The sequence below is a fragment of the Tabrizicola sp. genome, from assembly GCF_030694085.1.
Taxonomy (GTDB): Bacteria; Pseudomonadota; Alphaproteobacteria; order Rhodobacterales; family Rhodobacteraceae; genus Tabrizicola.
In genome coordinates this window covers 177,708-196,998 of sequence record NZ_JAUXZE010000035.1, presented here as the reverse complement: position 1 = coordinate 196,998, position 19,291 = coordinate 177,708, and the positions used below count along the sequence as shown (strand labels likewise).

Annotated in this window: 19 protein-coding genes; 10 read left to right on the top strand and 9 right to left on the bottom strand. The window is 67.0% G+C overall.

Annotated elements, in window-relative coordinates; genetic code table 11:
• Window positions 1–73: 73 nt before the first annotated feature.
• A complete protein-coding gene (gene cobT / locus Q8M85_RS05865; RefSeq protein WP_305541521.1) occupies window positions 74–1,078 on the top strand; it encodes a nicotinate-nucleotide--dimethylbenzimidazole phosphoribosyltransferase in 1,005 nt (334 codons plus the stop codon).
• 147 nt (window positions 1,079–1,225) lie between these two features.
• On the opposite strand, the gene Q8M85_RS05860 is transcribed toward cobT, so the two are convergent.
• Window positions 1,226–4,150 carry a hypothetical protein gene (locus Q8M85_RS05860; protein WP_305541518.1) on the bottom strand — a complete coding sequence of 975 codons (2,925 nt, stop codon included), beginning with the start codon at window positions 4,148–4,150 and terminating at the stop codon, window positions 1,226–1,228.
• 160 nt (window positions 4,151–4,310) lie between these two features.
• Between Q8M85_RS05860 and Q8M85_RS05855 the strand changes: the two genes are divergently transcribed.
• The 3 genes from Q8M85_RS05855 (at window position 4,311) to Q8M85_RS05845 (ending at window position 7,035) form a co-directional block, all read left to right on the top strand.
• Window positions 4,311–5,003 (top strand): SIMPL domain-containing protein, encoded by a 693-nt coding sequence (locus tag Q8M85_RS05855; RefSeq protein ID WP_305541515.1) that lies wholly within the window; start codon window positions 4,311–4,313, stop codon window positions 5,001–5,003.
• 110 nt (window positions 5,004–5,113) lie between these two features.
• The gene (locus tag Q8M85_RS05850; protein WP_305541512.1) at window positions 5,114–6,259 is read left to right on the top strand and encodes a hypothetical protein; all 1,146 of its coding nucleotides are present in this window, start codon (window positions 5,114–5,116) and stop codon (window positions 6,257–6,259) included.
• Window positions 6,259–7,035 carry a hypothetical protein gene (locus Q8M85_RS05845; protein ID WP_305541509.1) on the top strand — a complete coding sequence of 259 codons (777 nt, stop codon included), beginning with the start codon at window positions 6,259–6,261 and terminating at the stop codon, window positions 7,033–7,035. Before Q8M85_RS05850 ends, Q8M85_RS05845 begins: the two co-directional genes overlap by 1 nt.
• A 23-nt stretch (window positions 7,036–7,058) precedes the next feature.
• On the opposite strand, the gene Q8M85_RS05840 is transcribed toward Q8M85_RS05845, so the two are convergent.
• Window positions 7,059–8,348, bottom strand: coding sequence for an O-acetylhomoserine aminocarboxypropyltransferase/cysteine synthase family protein (locus Q8M85_RS05840; protein WP_305541505.1), 1,290 nt, complete (start codon window positions 8,346–8,348; stop codon window positions 7,059–7,061).
• A 226-nt stretch (window positions 8,349–8,574) separates the two neighbouring features.
• On the opposite strand from Q8M85_RS05840, the gene Q8M85_RS05835 reads away from it, so the two are divergent.
• Both Q8M85_RS05835 and Q8M85_RS05830 read left to right on the top strand, forming a co-directional pair.
• A complete protein-coding gene (locus tag Q8M85_RS05835; protein ID WP_305541503.1) occupies window positions 8,575–8,988 on the top strand; it encodes a VOC family protein in 414 nt (137 codons plus the stop codon).
• A gap of 109 nt (window positions 8,989–9,097) precedes the next feature.
• Entirely contained in the window at window positions 9,098–10,858 is a 1,761-nt protein-coding gene (locus Q8M85_RS05830) for a monovalent cation:proton antiporter-2 (CPA2) family protein (RefSeq protein ID WP_305541501.1), read from the top strand.
• On the opposite strand, the gene Q8M85_RS05825 is transcribed toward Q8M85_RS05830, so the two are convergent.
• Entirely contained in the window at window positions 10,855–11,331 is a 477-nt protein-coding gene (locus Q8M85_RS05825) for a thioesterase family protein (RefSeq protein WP_305541498.1), read from the bottom strand. The genes Q8M85_RS05830 and Q8M85_RS05825 overlap by 4 nt on opposite strands.
• A gap of 45 nt (window positions 11,332–11,376) precedes the next feature.
• Window positions 11,377–11,850 carry an Lrp/AsnC family transcriptional regulator gene (locus Q8M85_RS05820; RefSeq protein WP_305541495.1) on the bottom strand — a complete coding sequence of 158 codons (474 nt, stop codon included), beginning with the start codon at window positions 11,848–11,850 and terminating at the stop codon, window positions 11,377–11,379.
• A gap of 24 nt (window positions 11,851–11,874) precedes the next feature.
• Here Q8M85_RS05820 and phhA point away from each other — a divergent pair, with 24 nt between their 5' ends.
• Together phhA and Q8M85_RS05810 are read left to right on the top strand one after the other, a co-directional pair.
• Window positions 11,875–12,759, top strand: a complete 885-nt coding sequence (phhA, locus tag Q8M85_RS05815; RefSeq protein WP_305541492.1) for a phenylalanine 4-monooxygenase — start codon at window positions 11,875–11,877, stop codon at window positions 12,757–12,759.
• Window positions 12,759–13,049 carry a 4a-hydroxytetrahydrobiopterin dehydratase gene (locus tag Q8M85_RS05810; protein WP_305541489.1) on the top strand — a complete coding sequence of 97 codons (291 nt, stop codon included), beginning with the start codon at window positions 12,759–12,761 and terminating at the stop codon, window positions 13,047–13,049. Before phhA ends, Q8M85_RS05810 begins: the two co-directional genes overlap by 1 nt.
• Here the strand turns inward: Q8M85_RS05810 and Q8M85_RS05805 are convergent.
• On the bottom strand, window positions 13,046–13,498 hold the full coding sequence (locus Q8M85_RS05805) for an Lrp/AsnC family transcriptional regulator (RefSeq protein WP_305541486.1): 453 nt from the start codon (window positions 13,496–13,498) through the stop codon (window positions 13,046–13,048). The genes Q8M85_RS05810 and Q8M85_RS05805 overlap by 4 nt on opposite strands.
• A gap of 72 nt (window positions 13,499–13,570) precedes the next feature.
• Between Q8M85_RS05805 and Q8M85_RS05800 the strand changes: the two genes are divergently transcribed.
• Window positions 13,571–14,170: a LysE family translocator gene (locus Q8M85_RS05800; protein ID WP_305541483.1), complete on the top strand. Its 600-nt coding sequence runs from the start codon at window positions 13,571–13,573 to the stop codon at window positions 14,168–14,170.
• A gap of 36 nt (window positions 14,171–14,206) precedes the next feature.
• Here the strand turns inward: Q8M85_RS05800 and Q8M85_RS05795 are convergent, their stop codons facing one another.
• Together Q8M85_RS05795 and Q8M85_RS05790 are read right to left on the bottom strand one after the other, a co-directional pair.
• A complete protein-coding gene (locus Q8M85_RS05795; RefSeq protein ID WP_305541480.1) occupies window positions 14,207–15,181 on the bottom strand; it encodes a hypothetical protein in 975 nt (324 codons plus the stop codon).
• Entirely contained in the window at window positions 15,178–15,969 is a 792-nt protein-coding gene (locus Q8M85_RS05790) for a dimethylarginine dimethylaminohydrolase family protein (protein ID WP_305541477.1), read from the bottom strand. The genes Q8M85_RS05795 and Q8M85_RS05790 overlap by 4 nt, the downstream gene beginning before the upstream one ends.
• A gap of 114 nt (window positions 15,970–16,083) precedes the next feature.
• Here Q8M85_RS05790 and map point away from each other — a divergent pair, with 114 nt between their 5' ends.
• Window positions 16,084–16,830, top strand: coding sequence for a type I methionyl aminopeptidase (gene map, locus Q8M85_RS05785; RefSeq protein WP_305541474.1), 747 nt, complete (start codon window positions 16,084–16,086; stop codon window positions 16,828–16,830).
• 96 nt (window positions 16,831–16,926) lie between these two features.
• On the opposite strand, the gene Q8M85_RS05780 is transcribed toward map, so the two are convergent.
• On the bottom strand, window positions 16,927–17,931 hold the full coding sequence (locus Q8M85_RS05780) for a hypothetical protein (RefSeq protein ID WP_305541471.1): 1,005 nt from the start codon (window positions 17,929–17,931) through the stop codon (window positions 16,927–16,929).
• 5 nt (window positions 17,932–17,936) lie between these two features.
• Complete coding sequence (locus Q8M85_RS05775; protein ID WP_305541468.1) at window positions 17,937–19,082, bottom strand: hypothetical protein; 1,146 nt, start codon at window positions 19,080–19,082, stop codon at window positions 17,937–17,939.
• Window positions 19,083–19,291: the final 209 nt, after the last annotated feature.

Genomic DNA, 19,291 nt, shown 5'->3' with positions numbered 1-19,291 from the left:
GCTTATCCCGGCTGGCGTTCATGTGGACCTTGGGGTAGCCCCAGATGCGATAAGGTGCAATCCGGAGAAGACGATGCCGTTCCAGACCCTTGCCGATGTCCGTGCGATGCTGGCGAAGCTTCCGGCACCCGACGCCGTGGCCATCTCGGCGGCCGAGGCGCGGAACGGACAGCTGACCAAACCGCCGGGCGCGCTGGGGCGGCTGGAGAAGGTGGCGATCTGGATGGGCGGCTGGCAGGGGACTGCAAAGCCCACCGCCGAAAGGCCTCAGATCGTGATCTTTGCGGGCAATCATGGGGTTACGGCCAAGGGCGTCTCGGCGTTCCCGGCCGAAGTCACCGCGCAGATGGTGGCGAACTTCGCCCACGGCGGGGCGGCGATCAACCAGCTGGCGCATGCGTTCGGGGCCAAGCTGGATGTCCATCCGCTTGATCTGGACACCCCGACCGCCGATTTCACCGAGGCCCCCGCGATGACCGAGGATGAGGTCATCGACGCCATGCGCAAGGGCTATGAGGCGGTGAACCTTGAGGCCGACCTTTTCATCGCGGGCGAGATGGGCATCGGCAACACCACCGCCGCCGCCGCCATTGCCACCGCGCTTTATGGCGGCGTCGGCTGGGCGGGGCGCGGGACAGGCGTGGACGATGACGGCCTGCGCCGCAAGGAAGCTGCCGTTGCGGCGGGGCTCGAACGGCACAAGGCGCTCTTGGGTGATCCGCTTCAGGTCCTGCGCTGCCTTGGCGGGCGCGAGATCGCGGCGATGACCGGGGCCTACCTTGGCGCGCGGATGGGCCAGGTGCCGGTGATCCTGGACGGCTTCATCTCCTGCGCCGCTGCCGCCGTGCTGGAGAAGGCCGCGCCGGGGGCCTTGGACCACTGCATCGCGGGCCACCAAAGCGCCGAGGGTGCCCATGCCCGCCTGCTGGAGAAGCTGGGGAAGGAACCACTTTTGTCGCTGGGCCTGCGGCTGGGTGAAGGGTCCGGTGCGGCGCTGGCAATCGGTGTGGTGCAGGGGGCCGTCGCCTGCCATTCCGGGATGCTGACCTTCGCCGAGGCCGGGGTGGCTGCCGGCTGAGGAAAGCTCCTCGTGCGACTTCGTCTTCTCGTCGCTATCCGGGCGCGAGGAGACAAGCAGGCGCGAAACACGTTGCCAGAGGGTTAAGGTCCACAGTCAAGTCTTTGATCTTGCAGGGACCGTCAACCCTGACCCGCGTGGACAGGGTCAGGCCTTCGGCATCTTCAGGCTGATCAGCCGCCCACCCTTCTGGTAGCGGACCTCGGTCTCGGTGATCGCCTTGATGGTGCCGCCGTCGATCTTGTCGCCAACCTTCACCTTCTTGTATTTCCCGTTCGACTGCCGGACCAGAGCGTAGCGACGCGAGTCGGTGCCATAGGTGCCGATCAGGTTGATCTTCGACAGATTGATCGCGTTCGCGAAGGTCGCCTGTTTTGCGACGCTGGCCTTGGTCGGGATCGAGGGCGCAGCGCGCGCTGGCTCGGGCTCGTCCAACTCGTCCAGCTCTTCGGGCTTGGCCTCCACCGCTGGCGCGGCGGCGGCAAGCTCGACCTCGGGTTGGGGGGCAGGCTCGCGCACGGCAGCGGCCACGGCGGCCTCGACAGCGCCGGAGAAGTCGTTCGGACGCGAGGCGGGCCGCATCGAGATGGCGACGATCGACGGGTTCTGGGCCTCCAGCGCGGCGGCCTCGGCCAGCTTTGCTTCGGCTTGGGCAGTCAACGAGGCAGCCTGTGCGCCGAGGTCAGGTGTCTGGGTCGAGGCGGCGGCCGCAGCTGCGGCCGCAACGTTGGCGGGGCGCGGCAGGGGGCGAAGGGTCGCAAATTCGGTTGCGCTCACCGGCGTCAGGGCGGCATCGTCGGGCGCGTCCGGGGCCAGACCCTCGGGCCTTGGGCGCGGGCGGAAGCCAGCCATCGCAGGGTCGGCGGGCGGAAGCTCGACCGCCGGGTCGGCTTCACCGGCAGTGACCAGCGAGGCATCGGAGGGCGACGTGGGAGCAGGCGCGGCGTCGGGAGACGCCTCGGGTGCCGCAACAACGGGTGCGGCCGCCAGGGCGGCGGCCGTTGCTGCGTCGCTGCGGGCGGGCGGGAGCAGGGGCGGTTTCCCGGCGATCAGGAACACGCCTTCCGGGCTCATGATCCCGTCGGGCGTCGCTTTCAACAGGCCGTTCGCGTCGAACTGGTAGACGGTCCCCGGTGCCGGCGGTGGCATGACGGGATCGGGCAGCACATCCCGGGCCACGGCCAGCGCCGGCAGGGCCAACGCGTCCAGGGCCGGGGGCGGTGCATCCATCGCGGACAGGAAGATCTCGTCCTGATCCTCGACCGGGGCAGATGCGGCGGAGACGTCGGTGGCCACCACCGTTGCCGGAGCCGGTTCGGGTGCAGGCGCGGCGGCAACCTCGGCAATCTGCTCTTCGGTTTCGGCGACGGGCTCAGTCGTCGGGTCTTGGACAGCAGCCGCCGAAGCCAGGTCTTCGGCTGCTGCGTCCACCGGCCCGACCCCGGCGAGGTCAGCGCTGGTGTCTTCGCCGCCGATGTTCACTGGCAGGCTTTCCGTTGCAAGCTCTTCGACACTGGCTGCGGCGACGCCTTCCGCCTCGGGGATGGGATCGGTCATCCCTTCGGGGTCCTGCATGTCGGCCAGCATCTCGTCGTCGACGCCCGGCACAACCTGGGTCGTGGCGGTGGTCTCTTCGGTCGGGGCTCCGTTTCCGCCGACGAAATACGAGGCCCAGGCAGCAACAAGGGCGAGGAACAGCAGGAGAAGCGCAACCATCACCATGAAGACGGTCCCGGTCCGCTTCTTTGCGGGAGCGACCGTGCCGAAAGTCCCGCCGGGACGGGCGGGCGACTTTACGGTGGTGGGGCCGCCGATTGCGGGGCGCGGGATGTCGCTGCCCTTGAGTTTTGGCTTGGCGCGGGTGCCGGGAATCGACGGGGCGGTGACAAGCCCCGAGAAGGCCTTGCCGGTGGACGGTCGTGCCGCCGGCGCGGGTTTCGCCGTGCCGGCCGCGGTGACACTGCGCGTCACCCCGTCCATGGGCCGAACGGCGCTGTCGGCGGCGGCGCCACGGCGGCTGGCGAAGGCCACCATCGCGGCCGAGGGCGGAGCGGGAGGAATGTCGTCCTCGATGTGATCGACCGCCATCTTCCGCGCAGCTGCGGGCAAGCCGTCACCTTCCGGGAAAGCGGAGGTGTCGGTCACATGGGCGAAGGGTGCCTCTTCGACCTCGATCACGGGCTGTGCTGCCACAGGGGCTATGGGCGCAGGGGCTGACGCGGGCGCGGCAGGTTCTGGGTCCCGGGCGGCGGCGACCGGTTCGGTTGCGGCTTCGCGGGACAGTGTCGCCTCGGGTTCAAGAGCGGACGCTTCGTCGATCAGGTCCTCGACCGGATCAAGGGAAGGCGGGGTCGCAGGCGGGTTGGCCGGTGCAGCGATCGGGGTCGTGACCTCTTCCGGCAGGTCGGAGTTCAGGGCATCGGCAAGACCGGGGAGATCGTCGTCGGCCGGGGCGGCCACAACGGCGGGCGCAGGCTCGGGCTTGTCGACGGACGCAGCCACAGCGGGTTCGGCCTTGGGGAGTTCGCGGTGCAGGATCGAGACCGGCTCGCGGTCGCGGTCGACCGTCTCATCCTCGGCCAGGATCGAGGTCGCCGCGGCGGTGGGGCCGAACCAGGGCTCGCCGACGAAAGCGCCATCTTCCGGGATTGCGACAAAGGAGACCGGGTTCAGCCGATGCTCAACGGCAAAGCCCTCGGCCTGTTCCAGGGTCTCCCTGGCGATCACGGCGACCTTGACGGTCGCGCCCTTGCCGGACCAGTCGAAGACCAGATCCTCGACGGCATAGGGCGTGCGGCCCTCCAGAGCGGTGGCGATCTGGCGGCGCTTGTCCTCGCGGCTGGGGCCGGGGGCTGTGACGTCGGTGTAGAGAATCTGGCTGTTCGGCAGGATCAGCTTGGTCGCAACACCCAGGGGCGAAAGGCCAAGCGCGGTCTTGCGCAGGTAGTCCATCGCTTCGGGCAGATCGGGTGCGTCGAACGCAACCTCGCCGATCGACAGCCAGCCTTTTGGCGTCCGGTGCAAGAGACCGATGGTCTCGCGCGTCAGGTCAAGTGCAAATGTGGGTTTCATGTCGCGGGTCTAGCACGGTTTCTAAAGGTGCTGGAACGTGCCCCAGCTGTTGCGCGCAGGTTTAAAGCAGCTTTTCGCCGAAGGGAAGGAAAAGGGCCAAGGAAGTCGTTGCGGCGCGCGTCACAACTGCGAAATGTCACGTAAACCGAAGGAGACCCTCATGCGTGTTCTGTCTGCCCTGATCCTGTCCACCGCGCTTGCCCTGCCGCTGGCCGCCCCTGTCCTGGCCGAGGACCTGTCGCGCACCATCAGCGTGACCGGCACTGGCACCGTCGAGGCCGCGCCCGACATGGCGACGCTGATGATCGGCGTGACCACCCAAGGCGCCACCGCCGCCGAAGCCCTGGCCGAGAATTCCAAGGCCACCGATGCGGTGATCGCACGCCTGACCGCTTCCGGCGTCGAGGCCCGGGACATGCAGACCTCGAACCTGTCGATCAACCCGAACTGGACGGGCTATGACAGTTCGACCCCGACGATCTCGGGCTATGTCGCGTCGAACATGCTGACCGTGCGGGTCCGCGCGCTGGACACGACGGGGGCGGTCCTGGATGCGGCCGTCGCCGACGGGGCCAACACGCTGAACGGCATGACCTTCGGCCTGGCCGACCCTGACCCTGCCTACAAAGAGGCCAGGAAGGAGGCGGTGGCCGATGCCCGCGACAAGGCCGAACTCCTGGCTTCCGCTGCCGGAGTAAAGTTGGGGCAGGTGGTGTCGATCAGCGATGCGGGCGCGATGACCGATCCGGCGCCGATGTACCGCGATGCGGTCTCGGCCTCGCCGGTGCCGGTGGTGGGGGGCGAGCTGGGACTGATCGCGAATGTGTCAGTGACCTGGGAAATCGCCGATTAAGTTAAGCGGCAACCGGCGGGATTCGCAAGGATTCCGCCGGATTCCGTCATGATTTGGCCCAAGTCGCCGGGCAGATTGGCGCCAAGAGAAGAAGGCAGGAGCAGTTCCCCATGATCCGCGGACCGATCAGTTTGTTGATCGTCGGTGCCGTCATGCTTGGCGCCACGCTGCTGGTCACGCTTGGCCCTCGCGCGTTCGAGGGGATTCTTCCGGCCGCAGTGCTGGATGCCATGGACGGCACCACGATCGGCGAGTTCACCAGCCGACGCACCGGGTCGGGCGAGACTCCCGCCGACTTCCTGAGCGATGGTCCCGACGGTCTGGAAGTCACGGGCCCGATCGCGGCGGCAGCGGGCAACCGGCCGGTCTTCATCAGGGATGTCATCGACAATTACACCACACGGGTCGGCTCGGGCGCTCCGGCGGAACTGATGACGATCCGCCCGATTTCCGGCTGCCGGTTGACGCCTCCGCTTGAGGGGACCACCGTGGGCCATGTCACCGCCGGACGAACCGGACTGGACCTGCCCATCCTGGCCTACAACGACAGCGACCTTGCTGCGGCGGTGCAGGTTTTCGTCAACCGCTATCGCAAAGCGGGCGCAGTCGATGTCAGGCCGTCGGCGGAACTGGCCTACGAGGTCTACGATGTCGCCGTGACCGAGACGCGGGCACCAGTCTACCTGGTGCTGGAAAGCTTCGTGCGAAACCGGATATGGAACATCCACCTTGCGCCCGGCGCCCGGATCGAGCGGGTGGTCCTCTTGGGCGGGACGCATGCCGGGGTCGCAAACCTGGACCCTGTCGTTCCGGTCGAGGTCCTGCCCGCAGCGGCGCTGACGGCCTGCGGCATCCAGCCCGCCTATGCCTTGAACCCCGGACACAGGTTCTTCGAGGTGCTGTCGGACGGTCCTGCGTCGTACAAGGCCGAGGCGGAAGTGAAGTTTGTCGCCATGCAGGACAGCATCGCTGCCTACAACACCTGGTTCCGCGACAGTTTCGGGGTCATGGCCGATGTCTCACGGGCAGGCTTCGGGGGCACGATATCGGTCGTCGGGCCGCAGCCGGGCGCAGCGGAGCCAAAGGCCGTCTATGCGTCGATCCAGGGCGCGCGCATCCGCATGACGCAGGACACTTATGTCGAGATCGAGGGCCAGGTCGCCGAGGGCGAGGATTTCGCAGCGCGGGTCCGGGCCATCGCGACGAGCTTTGCGTTCGGCGATCTTGCGAACCTTCGTCAAGGGGTGCAGTTCTGATGCTGCGGCTGCTGATCGGAACCGGCGTCCTCTTGATGGCCGTGGGCTTTGGCGCGGCGGGCTGGCAGTATTGGCAGTCGCTGCCCAATTCGGCGACGGTCGAACCCGTTGCCGCTGCCGACGCCGGCCCTGCGCCCGTGCGGCAGAACTGGCTTATCTCGCCGACCGGGGGACTGGTCCGTCAGGACGAAGTGCGGGCCTATCTTGCGCAAGACCGTTTCGCGCCCGACCGCGTGGTCCGCATGCAGCGCCAGGCGAACCTGGCCGACCTACTGGCCGAGGGCGAAAAGCTGCCCGAGCCGGCTTTCCTGCAAGTCCTGGCCGACATCCGTGCGCCGAAAGTGGCCGAAAAGCTGTGCCCGGTACTGCAGAAGACGTTGGTCCAGGACTGTGCTGTGCAATCGGCCCGGGTGGTCGAGGGCAGCGTCGACCTTGTGCAGGGCACTGCGCTGTTCCAGATCGAGCTGGTCTTCCGGCTGAAGGATGAGGGGGCCGAACTTCCCGACCTGGCCGCGCATGTCCTTCGGTCGGACACCGTGCGCCTGGATCTCGAAGCCGGGGCCGAGGGCACGGCCAGCCCCGAAGCTGCTCTTCTGGCCATGCTGGCGACGGTGGCCGAGGCCTGCGCCTCGGACGCGGTGGGCAAGATCTGCCGTCCGATGCAGCTTAGCCTGGACTGGAAACCGGGCGAGCCGGTTTCCGCGCGGGCCGGAATTGCCTGGCTCGACCCGCTGCCGAAGGGAATGTTCGTGGCCCCGCCGCTTGGCGCCCCGTAGGACGGACAGGCGGCGGGTCCGACTCAGGCTGTCGCCTTGGCCAGCGCCTGATCAAGATCGGCGATGATGTCCCGCACATCCTCGATCCCGATCGAGACGCGGACCGAATCCGGCGCCGCACCCGCCTTGACCTGGGCATCTTCGGTCAACTGCCGGTGTGTGGTCGAGGCCGGATGAATGATCAGCGACCGCGTATCGCCCAGGTTCGCGACGTGGGAAAACAGCTTGACGTTGTCGATCAGCTTGACGCAGGCCTCATAGCCGCCCTTGACGCTGAAAGTGAAAAGCGCGCCGGGACCCTTGGGTGTGATCATCTTCGCCATGTTGTGATAGGGCGAGGACTTGAGGCCGGGGTAGGTGACCTTGCTGATCCGGGGGTCCTGCTCCAGCCAGTCGGCGACGATCTGAGCGTTCTGCACGTGCCGCTCCATCCGCAGCGCCAGCGTCTCGATCCCCATCAGCGTGTAGTGGGCGCCTTGTGGGTTCATGGTCATCCCCAGGTCGCGCAGGCCAATGGCGATGGAGTGGAAGGTGAAGGCCATGTTGCCGAGCGTCGGGTGGAAGACAAGGCCGTGGTAGGCGGGCTCGGGCTGGGAAAGCGAGGGGAACTTGTCGTCCTTCGACCAGTCGAACTTGCCCGAGTCGACCACGATCCCGCCGGTCACGGTGCCGTTGCCGGTCAGGTACTTGGTGGCCGAGTGGACGACGAGGGTCGCGCCATGCTCGATCGGGCGGCAGAGGTAGGGGCTGGCGGTCGTGTTGTCGACGATCAGCGGGATATGCGCCTGGTTTGCGACGCGGGCGATGGCAGGCAGGTCGGAGAGCGCGCCGCCGGGGTTGCAGATCGTTTCGCAGAATAGCGCCCGGGTGTCGGCGTCGATGGCGGCCTCGATGGCCTTCGGGTCGTCGAAGTCGACGAACTTGGCCGACCAGCCGAACTTGCGGATCGTGTTGGAAAACTGCTGGATCGTGCCGCCGTAAAGCCGCGTGGACGCGACAACATTTCGCCCCGGCTGCATCAGCGGAAAGAGCGCCATGATCTGCGCGGCGTGGCCCGAGGAACAGGCGATGCCGCCCGCCCCGCCTTCCAGCGCCACGACACGGTTCGCCAGCGCCGAGACGGTCGGGTTCGTCAGGCGGGAATAGATGTAGCCCACCTCTTGCAGGTTGAAGAGCTTGGCGGCGTGGTCGGCGTCGCGGAAGACGTAGGCGGTGGTCTGGTAGATCGGGACCTGCCGGGCCCCGGTCGCGGGGTCGGGGTCGGCGCCGGCGTGGATGGCAAGCGTCTCGAAGCCGAGGGGTCTGTCTGTCATGGGTCGTCCTCCCTTGTTTTGGGGGAAGGGTAGGGGGGAACGGACCGGCTGGCAACGGGGGGATGTCCACGGTGGTCAGGCTTGGCCGAGATAAGGAAAACAATGGCTTGGTCGCGGACATTTACGGAATTTTCATCCTTGCCAGCCGCATGCAGGGGAAGGATTGTTGCGGTTTCCGGGCTTTCCGTGCTTGGATCGCCCCTGCCTGACCCCGGAGCGTGCCGCGATGCTGACCCCTTTCCACCTGGCCTATCACGTCACCAGCCTGGACGAGGCCCGCGCCTTCTATGGCGGGGTTCTGGGTTGCCGCGAAGGGCGCAGCACGGAGACCTGGGTCGATTTCGATTTCTTTGGCCACCAGATCAGCCTGCATCTTGGGACACCGTTTGCCACGACGGACACGGGCAAGGTCGGCGACCACATGGTCCCGATGCCGCATCTGGGACTGGTGCTGCATCTGCCCGACTGGCAGGCGCTGGCCGACCGGCTGACGGCGGCCGGTGTAGCGTTCGTCCTGCCGCCGCAGGTCCGGTTCCAGGGCCAGCCGGGGGAACAGTGGACGATGTTCTTTCGGGACCCGTCCAGCAACCCCATCGAAGTGAAGGGGTTCGCGGACCTGGCGAACGTTTTCGCGGGCTGAGAGGCCGGGTGCAGGGGGCGTCGGGCTGAAGCCCGACCTACGGCGGTTTTACCGGTTGCGCCCGGTTGCGGGGCGGGTGAGCGTGTGACTTCGGCACGGAGGGGACGGTATGGCGGCAGAATCGGCGGGCGTTGATCTGGTCTCGGTCGTGACGCTTCTGGGTGCGGCGGTCGTCGCGGTGCCGGTGTTCAAGCGGATCGGCCTTGGGTCGGTGCTGGGATATCTGGCCGCCGGGCTGGCCATCGGGCCTTTCGGTCTGGGGCTGTTCGCGGACCCCATGGCAATCCTGCATGTGGCCGAACTTGGCGTCGTCATGTTCCTGTTCATCATCGGGCTGGAGATGGAGCCGTCAAAGCTTTGGGCGATGCGGCGCGACATCTTCGGGCTGGGGCTGACGCAGGTACTGGTCTGCATCGCGGTGCTGAGCCTGGTGGGCTTTGCCTTGGGCTATCCCTATGCCGGGTCGCTGATCGCGGGCGCGGGGTTCACGCTGACCTCGACCGCCATCGTGATGCAGATGTTGCAGGAGAGGGGGGACATCAGCGCGCCCAAGGGGCAGCGGATCGTGTCGATCCTGCTTCTGGAAGACCTGGCCATCGTGCCCTTGCTGGCGCTGGTCGCGTTTCTGGCCCCGGGGGGCGAGGATGTGACGCTGGCCGACCGGCTGATGGGCGTGGGGATCGGGCTGGGGGCCATCGTCGCGCTGGTGGTGGCGGGGCTTTATCTTTTGAACCCGATGTTCCGTCTGCTGGCGGCGTCCCGCGCGCGGGAGGTGATGACGGCGGCGGCGTTGCTGGTGGTGCTGGGATCGGCTCTGTGGTTGCAGCTTGGCGGGTTGTCGGCCGCCATGGGTGCCTTCCTCGCGGGCGTCCTTCTGTCGGAATCGAGCTTTCGTCACCAGCTTGAGGCGGATGTGGAGCCGTTCCGGGGCATCCTTCTGGGCCTCTTTTTCCTGGCGGTGGGGATGGCGCTGGATCTGTCGGTGATCGCGGCGAACTGGGGGCTGGTCGCCGTTTCGGTGGCGGCGCTGATGCTGCTGAAATCGGCGATCATCTACGGGATTGCGCGGGTCTACCGGGCCAGCCATGCCGAGGCGCTGGAGCGGACCGTGCTGATGGCGCAGGGGGGTGAGTTCGCCTTTGTGCTGTATTCTGCGGCGCTGGCGGTGGGGCTTTTGTCGCTGGAGGAAAACGCGATCCTGAACGCGGTCATCATCGTCTCGATGGCGCTGACGCCGCTGATGGTGATCCTGCATGACCGGCTTCGGCCCGAGGCGGTGGTGTCGCTGGAGGGAATGGAGGCGCCGGACGGCTTGTCCGGCAGCGTGCTGATCATCGGCTTCGGGCGCTTTGGCCAGATCGCCAGCCAGCCGCTTCTGGCGCGGAAATGTTCGATCACCATCATCGACGACGACCCCGAGATGATCCGCGCGGCAGAGCGGTTCGGCTTCAAGGTCTGGTTCGGGGATGGCACGCGGCTGGACATCCTGCAGGCCGCCGGGGCGGGCACGGCGCGGGCGGTGATCATCGCCACCGACCGCAAGGAGGTGACGACGCGGATCGCCCGGCTGGTGAAGCATGAGTTCCCGAACGCGGCGGTGCTGGCGCGGGCCTTTGACCGGGCACATGCGCTGGACCTGATCAAGGAGGGCGTGGACCACCAGATGCGCGAGGTCTTCCACTCGGCCCTGGCGCTGGGCGGCGAGGTGCTGGAGGTGCTGGGCGTGGACCCCGACGAGATTGCCGAGATCGCCGACGGGGTCCGCAAGCGCGACGCGGAACGGCTGGCGCTGCAGATGACGGGCGACATCTATTCCGGCACCAGCCTGCTTCTGGGCAATGCCGAGCATACCGCGCGGGCGGCGTCCTAGTCGGGGGTGTCGCTGGTCGGCGCACCCACGGCGCGGCGGTCCGGGGTCGGGGCGGGTTCGGGCGGGGTCATCAGGCTTTCCAGCTTGGCCTTGACCGCCTCTGGCCAGGGCATCGACGTGTGCTTGTCCAGCCAGGACGCCGCAAGGACCTGTTCCACCGACCAGCGGTGTTCCTCGCCACAATGGATGGTGTGGTGCAGGCGGACCGAGGATTTGCCGACCTTCAGGATGGACAGCCGGAAGGTCAGCTTGTCGCCGAAGAACGACGGTTTCGAGAAGTCGCAGGACAGGTGGACGGTGGGCGTGCCCCAGCGTTCGTTCCAGATGATCTCATGCCAGGGCCAGCCGATATGGGCCCAGAACTCTTCGACCACGCCGTTCAGGATGTTGAGGTAGGCCGGGTAATAGGCGGTGCCCGAGATGTCGCAATCGCCGAAATGCAGCATCCGGTCGGTGGTGTAGCAGACGGTCATTCCTGTCCCCCCTTTTTCGTCAGGGTGCCGGGTTTCGACCGGTTGTCAATCCAGCGGAACCGCGGTGGTGTACTTGGTCTGGCGCAGGACGAAGTGGGTGGTGGAGGAGCGGACGACGCCAAGCGCCAGCAGGTCGTGCATCAGGAAGCGCTCCAGATCCTCGGGGTCGCGGGCCATGACCTTGATCATGTAATCGTCGGCCCCGGTGATGGTGGCGGATTCGACGATGCGGTCCTGCCTTTGGATGAAGTCGTCAAGTTTGCGGATGGTGGCTTCCGAATGGTCGATCAGGGACAGGTGGATGTAGGCGAGGACCGGCATGCCGACGCGGCGACGGTCCAGAAGGGCGACCTCGGCCCGGATGACGCCCGCATCGCGCAGGGACTTGACGCGGCGCCAGCAGGGCGAGGGGGACATGCCCGCGATCTCGGCCAGGGCCTGCACCGAGAGGGTGCTGTCGCGCTGGAGCGCCGTCAGGATGCGGCGGTCTGCGTCGTCGAGTGGGAAATCAGGTTTCATATTCGGGCGACTTCATGGAATGGCATGCCCCGATTATCGCATAGGTCACGCAAAAAGAAATGTGATTCCGGCAGGACGCGGCAAACTGGAAGGGAGGCAAGAACGAGGCCGCCCATGACAAGCTATGCCGCCAAGACGCCGGATGCGGCGGGGTTCATCGACTATACGGCGGAGGAGGATGCCGTCTGGCGGGACCTCGTCGCCCGGCAGTTGCCGATGGTGCAGCGCCATGCGGCGGAACCGTACCTGCGGGGGCTTGAGGTGCTGGACATGCCGCGGGACCGGGTGCCGCAATGCCCGGACCTGTCGCGGAAGCTGCGCGCGTTGACCGGCTGGCAGGTGGTGCCGGTTCCGGCGCTGATTTCCTTCGGGCGGTTCTTTGCGATGCTGGCAGAACGGTCTTTTCCGGCGGCAAGCTTCATCCGCAGCCGCAAGGACTTCGACTACATCGAGGAGCCGGACATCTTTCACGAGATCTTCGGGCACACGCCCCTGCTGACCGATCCACGCTTTGCCGGCTTCAGCCAGGCTATCGGTCGGGCGGGCATGGCTTGCGCGAAAGAGGATTACGCCTGGCTGATCCGGCTTTACTGGTTCTCCATCGAATTCGGGCTGACGGTGGAGGGCGGCGAGACGAAGACGCTGGGCTCGGGCCTGGCGTCTTCGCCTTCTGAACTGCTGTGGGCTGTGGGGCAGGGCGCGGGGCAGCCGGAGTTGCGGCCCTTTGACGTGATCGACATCCTGCGCACGCCCTACCGGATCGACATCCACCAGCCGGTCTATTTCGTGATCGAGCGGATGGACGACCTGTTCGCGGCGGCCGAGCGGGACCTGCTTGCCGATGTGGCAAAGGCGCGGAAGCTGGGGCTGCATGCGCCGAAATATCCACCGAAGCAGGAGACGGCGTGATGGAGCGGCTGGATGCGGACGCGTGTGGCACGCGGATGAAGGGCCTGCAGGGGGATTGGGTGCTGGATGCAGCGGCCGGGACGCTGACCCGCAGCTTTGCGTTCAAGGGCTTTGCCAAGCCGGTCCAACTGGCGAACCTGGTGGCCTGGCACGCCGAGAAGATCGGGCATCACCCGGACATCTGCCTTGGCTGGGGCTATGTCCGCGTGACGTGGACCACGCATGATGCGGGCGGGCTGACCGGGGCTGACTTTGCCGCAGCCGAGGGGCTGGACCGGCTGCTGGCCTAGGCGCGGTCGTCCTTGGGGCTGCCCATCACGACGAAGGTGGTGATCGCGCGGACCTGCGGCAGGGTGCCGAGGATCTCGGTATGCCAATGCTTGTAGGCGGCCAGGTCGGCTGTCTCGATCCGCAGCAGGTATTCGACGGTGCCGGTGATGTTGTGACACTCTCGCACTTCCGGCGCGCGAGAGACGGCGCGTTCGAAAGCCTCCTGCGCGGCCTTGGTATGGGTGCCGAGGCCCACGGTGACATAGGCGACAAAGCCGATGCCCAGCTTTTCGGGGTCAAGGACGGCGCGATAGGACCGGATGACGCCGGCCCGTTCCAGCGCCTGCACCCGGCGCAGGCAGGCCGAGGGTGACAGGCCCACCCGGTCGGCCAGCGCAAGGTTCGGCTGGCGGGCGTCGCGCGTCAGCTCACGCAATATCCGGTGGTCTATGTCGTCAAGTTTCGTCATTTGTTGCGAAACTATCGCGCGAAGGCAGGAAATTGCAATCAAAAGCCACCCGTGACGCCGCATGATTGCGCCATGACAAATGAGCTTTTCCTTGCCCTCCTGGGCTTTGCCTTCGTCACCTCGGTTACGCCGGGGCCGAACAACATGATGCTTCTGGCCAGCGGCGTGAACTTCGGCTTTCGTCGGACCGTGCCACACATGCTGGGGATCAGCCTGGGCCATGCGCTGATGGTCTTCCTGGTCGGGCTGGGGCTGGCGGGGGTGTTCAAGGCCTGGCCGCCGGCGCTGCTGGGGCTGAAGGTCGCGTCGGTGGCCTATATGCTGTGGCTGGCCTGGAAGATCGCGCAGGCGGGGGCTCCGGGTGAGGGGCGGGCGAAGGCGGCGCCGATGACGTTCCTGCAGGCGGCGGCGTTCCAATGGGTGAACCCGAAGGCCTGGGCGATGGCGCTGGGGGCGGTCTCGGCCTATGTGGTCGAGCCTTCGGCGCTGGCCTATGCGGCGGTGGCGGGGGTCTTTGCGCTGGTCAACCTGCCCTCGGTGTCGGTCTGGGCCGGGGCGGGACAGGCGGTGCGGCGCTGGCTGGACGGGCCGGGGCGGCTGCGGGCGTTCAACTGGACGATGGCGGGGCTGCTGGTGCTGTCCTTGTGGCCGGTGGTGACGCTGGAGATGTGAGGGCAAGCGTAGGGTGGGCGATATCGCCCACCCTACCTAACGCACCCAGAGGCCTTCGCGTTTCAGCGTGTTGCGGATCATCTGCTCGCGGCGGGGCAGGTTCTCGCGGTCGAACAGCGCCCTGGCCTTTGCGCCCTCGCCTTGGATCACCATCCTTTTGAAGGCCCCCCATTGGCGCAGGGCGGGGCGGAGGTCGGGGTCGGCGGCGATGTCGGTCAGCACTTCGACAGCCCGGTCGCTTTCGCGGGCGTAAAGGAGGGGCAGGGTCCGGTAGTGACAGGTGGCGCTGCCGTCGAGGGGTGTCAGTTCCGCACCGGGTCTGCCGCCGCCGTAGGAATGGATGACCAGTGGCAGGGTGATCTGGTCAAGCCAGGGGTAAAGCTCCTGGCAGACCAGTTCTTCAGGCGGGTTGGCGCGGATCTCCCTGGCCCAGGCGAGAAAGCGGTTGCCGAAGGCGCGCGGGCTTTCGTGGAAGAACCAGCCTGCGTTGAAATAGAGGAAGCGCTGCCAGTAGTCCTCGGGGTGGCTGGGATCGAGGCTGCTCTCGAAGTCGAGGTCGAAGCGGTCGTAGAGCGCCTTCCAGGTCTGGGTCGCCGTGGGGCCGTAGAGTTCGACCTTGGGCCAGGTGTTCTCGCGCCGCATCGAGGCGGAGGGTTTGGTGAAGTCGAAGGGGATGGCGCTGATCGGGCCAGTGACCAGTGTGTCGGTATCAAGGAAAAGGAAGGGCGCGTCCGGGAGCGCGGCCAGCGCCTCGATCTTGTTGCCGTGCGGGTAATCGGTGCCGAAGGCGCGGGTCTCCAAGGGCAGGATCTGTGCGCCGAGCGAGGCGAGGATCTTGCGGGTGCGTTCGGACATCCGGGGGTCGTCCTGCCACTTCGGGCCGGGCTGGGGTTCGGCGATGAAGAGGGTGCCGGAGAAGCCGGGGTCAGAGAGGCGGAGCGAAGCTGCAAGCAGGATCGCCTCGTGCTCCAGGCGGCCGGATTGCCCGACGGCGAGGAGATTGAAGGTCATGATGGCGTGAAGCGCAGGGACAGGCAGGACATGCCGCCGTCCAGCTTGGCACATTCGGAATTGCCGATCTCGCGCAGGGTGAACCCTGCCCTGGTGATCGCATCGCGGGTATGGGGGAAGCCTGCTGGCATCAGGACAAGGTCGTTGAACCGGATGGTGTTGGCGGCGGCCTCTTCGCCGTCGGGGATGTCGATGACCGTATAGCCTTCGAAGCAGCCCGAAGCGGAGAGGCGGCTGGTCGACAGGATCGTGTCAGTGTCCAGCAGCGAGCAGTCGGTCTTGAAATGGAGGACGCCGGGAGGCGTCAGGACCTCGCGGACCTTGTGGCCCCAGGGGGCAACAAGGCGGGTCAGCTCGGCGATGCCGGCGGCATTGGTGCGGGCCGAGCGGCCGACGAGGATCTCGCGTCCGGTGACGAGGATGTCGCCGCCCTCGATGAAGCTGTCCGAGCCGGTGATCGCGACGACACGGGTGTAGAGCGCCTGGAGATGCGGGGCCATCTCGGCCGCCTCGCCAAGGCGCGAGGGTGCGCCGGGACGCATGATCACTGCGCCTTGCGGCAGGCAAAGCGCGGTGTCCTCGACGAAGACCGAGTCGGGGTAGGCGTCTAGCGCGGGGAGTTCGACAACAGTGGCACCGGTTTCGCGCAGCGTGGCGATGTAGGCGGCTTGGTGGGCCTGCATCAGCGCGAGGTCGGGCGTGCCGGTGTCGACCGCTCGCAGGCCCCGGGTGATCGAGGCCGAGGGGCGGCGGGTGATTGCATGGCTGAAGTGGGTGGAAAAGGACATGGCCGACCCCGGGAGTTGCGCGTCTTGTGTCGCATCAGCGCGGGGCCGGGCGCAAGGGGGAGGCAGGGGCGGAATCTCTGTGCTAGAGATGGCAAAAGCGGAAAGGAACGCCGGATGACCATTACCAATGCCGAGGAGTTGGAAGGTCTGACGACCATCGGCCGGATCGTTGCGAACACCATGCAGGCCATGGCGCGGGCGATGGAGCCGGGGATGACCACGCAGGAGCTGGACGGGATCGGTCGGCAGTGCCTGGACGCCGCAGGAGCACGGTCGGCCCCCGAAGTGACCTACGCCTTTCCGGGCGCGACATGTATCAGCGTGGGCGAAGCGATCGCGCACGGTATTCCGGGTGACCGGATTCTGGCCGTGGGGGACCTGGTGAACATCGACGTCTCGGCCGAAAAGGGCGGGTTCTTTGCCGACACGGGCGCAACCTTCCGGCTGGGCAATGTCAGCCCGGAGCTGGACCGTCTGTGCCGGGACGGCAAGCGGGCTATGCAGGTCGGGATCGCCGAGGTGGGGCATGGCAAGCCGCTGTCAGGCATCGGCCGTGCCATTGGGCGGTTTGCCGCGAAGCGCGGCTATACGCTGATCAGCAACCTTGCGAGCCACGGGATCGGTCGCGCCCTGCACGAGGACCCGGAAGAGATCGCGACCTGGCCCAACCGGGACCGGCGCCGCATCCATCGCGGTCTGGTCCTGACCGTGGAGCCCTTCCTGTCCTTGGGCGGGCGAGTCGCGGTGGCGGGGAGTGATGGCTGGACGCTGCACGCAAGCCCGCGCGCACCGGCGGTGCAGTATGAGCATACTGTGGTCGCGACAGACCGAGGCGCACTGGTGGTGACGCGGCCGGGCTGAGGGGTGGGTCCTGTCGGGGCAGGGCGGGCAGCCCTGACGCTTTCCCTGGCGTGGAATGGGCACTGATGCTCACCACCGTGCATCCGTGGCACCGACCTATCCGGCCCAGGGCAGCGTCAGCGCCGGATGGAACAGCCAGCGCCACCAGGCGTGATCGAGGAACTGGCCAGACAGGATCAGGAAACTGAGTGCAAGGCTGATGCCCGATGCAACGCCATACCAAAGCGCGGTCATCCAGCGCGACCGGCGGCGGGCGGGTCGGGCGGCCTCGGCCGGTTGGGTCCCGTCCCAGAGGCCGGGTTTCAATCCGGCGGCGCGGGGGGCGGCCAGGGCATAGCTGCGCGCGGCCAGACTGCGCAGAAGCCAGGACGTCACGAAGGCGAGCGCGGCAAAGCCAAGGGTGATCTGCCCTTGCAGCGCGGCAAGCTGGTCGGGGGCCAGATCCTGGACCCAGGGCGCCCAATCCGTAGAGGTGGTGACAAGGCCGCGGGCCGCGGCGAAGGGCAGCGCGCAAAGCGTGGTCACAAGCATCAGCGCCGGGATGCGCCAGGTCGCCTGGGCAGTCAGACTGCGCACCCGGCGAAGCTCGAAGGCGGCAGCGAGTCGGTCCTCGGTTGCGAGATGCGCCAGCATCAGGGGCAGGGCGGGCAGGATCAGGGCGGCGAGGAGCACGCCAAGAAGGAACACCGAAGGTCCGACAAGGGCCTGTTCGTAGCCTTTGTTGAACGAGTTCTCCCACCCCGCCCACCAGGCACCAAGCCAGAGCAGCGTAAAGGGCAGCGTCCAGGCCAGAAGCGCAGTCAAAGCCATCAGGCCAGCGCGCGTGTTTGCGGCAAGGCCTCCCAGCGCGCGGACAAGCCGTCCGGTCGGGCGGCCGTTCCATTCGCGGGGACCTCGTAGCCAGCCGGGGGGGTCCTCGGCGGCCCCGAAGCGGTCCCGCGCAAGGTAGCCCTGGCGGCGGGTCAGCCAGCCGAGCGCGATCAGCGCGGTGACAGGGCCGGTGCAAAGAAGCGTGCCGATGATGCCGTTCAGAAGGAAGCGGCCAAGGCGGGCCAGGCGGCCGGGGCCATAGGCGGCGCGGCCCAACCCCGGTTCGGGCATGGGAGTCACAGGAAAGCCCCGTCGATGACACTGCCTTCGGCCCGGGTGGCGGCGAAGCCCATTGCAGCGGCGATGGTCGGGGCAATGGCGGATTGGTCGACGGGCTTGTCGATCACGCCCTTGCCGATGCCGGGTCCAAAGATCACCGCCCAGGTCTCGTGGGCGCTGCGCGAGTTGAAATGGTGCTGGAACGGCACCTCGGCCAGCGGGTTCGCATCGCGGCCGCAGTCGGGGGTGATCACGAAGATCGTATTCTCGCGGTAGAAGGGGTCGGCGTCGACGGCAGTGGTCAGGCGCTGCAAGCCTTCGTCGATGATCGCGATGGCCCGGGTGTAGTGGCTTGGGTTGCCCCAGTGGACGTAATCCGGGTCCTGATAATTGACCATCAGAAAGCGGGGTTTAAGCTCGGCCATCGCGCGGACCGACAGCTCGGTCAACAGCCGGTCGCCGCGCGGGTTCTTCAGGCCGGTATCGCCAAAGTCCTGCCGCCAGCGGGCCCAGAACGCGTTGACCTCGGGCGAGGGGTCCGGGGTCGCGCCACGCGGGTCGCGCGTCAGGAGCGTCTGACGTTCCTCTTGCACCTTCAGGACCTGATCCTCGGGAAGCGATGCCTCAGCCAGTTGCTGCGCGGTGCGGTAAAGCTTGTAGCGATGCAGCGACAGCATTTCGGAGCGGTAATCGATGCCGAAATGGTCGCCGGCGCCGAAGGTGAAGAACTCCTCTTGCGGCCGGTCCTCGCCGTTGACCAGCAGGACTTGATGCGACGGAATGTCGAAGCTGCGGCGCAGGTATTCGAAAAGCGTGGGTTCGGTCGGTTCCAGCCGGTCGCCGACTGATGACAGCTCGCGGTACGCGAGATAGCGCCCGGTCAGAAGGTTGAGCGTGCCCTCGGCGTGGCTGGTGTTCACCCCCTCCAGCCTGTCGATCCTGAGGTCGGGGATGAAGGTGCCGCGCGGGGCGAGGACGTGGCGGAGAAAGGGTGCCCAGGTCGCCGCCGCATCGATGGTTTCGGCCCGGCGGACGCCGCCGCCGAAACGCACGAGGATCACGTTAGGTCCGCGGTAGGCTGGGGTTTCGCCGTGGATCGGGCTGGGGGCTGCCAGACCGGCTGCAAGCCCCAGGCTTCCAAGGGTGAACTGTCGGCGATCCATCGGGCGACCTGTGGCTTGTTAACGATATTAACATTACACGAAGTCACGCCGGATTCGAGTGATTCGTTTGCTGGGTCGGGCCTGCGCTCTGGTGCAGATGAAGCGGTCTCGGACCCAAGGCCTGATCATGGCCCTGGTCCCATCGGGGGCAGGTATCCGGTCTGGTGACATGCCGGTCGATGGCAGGGCGTCCCGGACCGCAAGCGGAC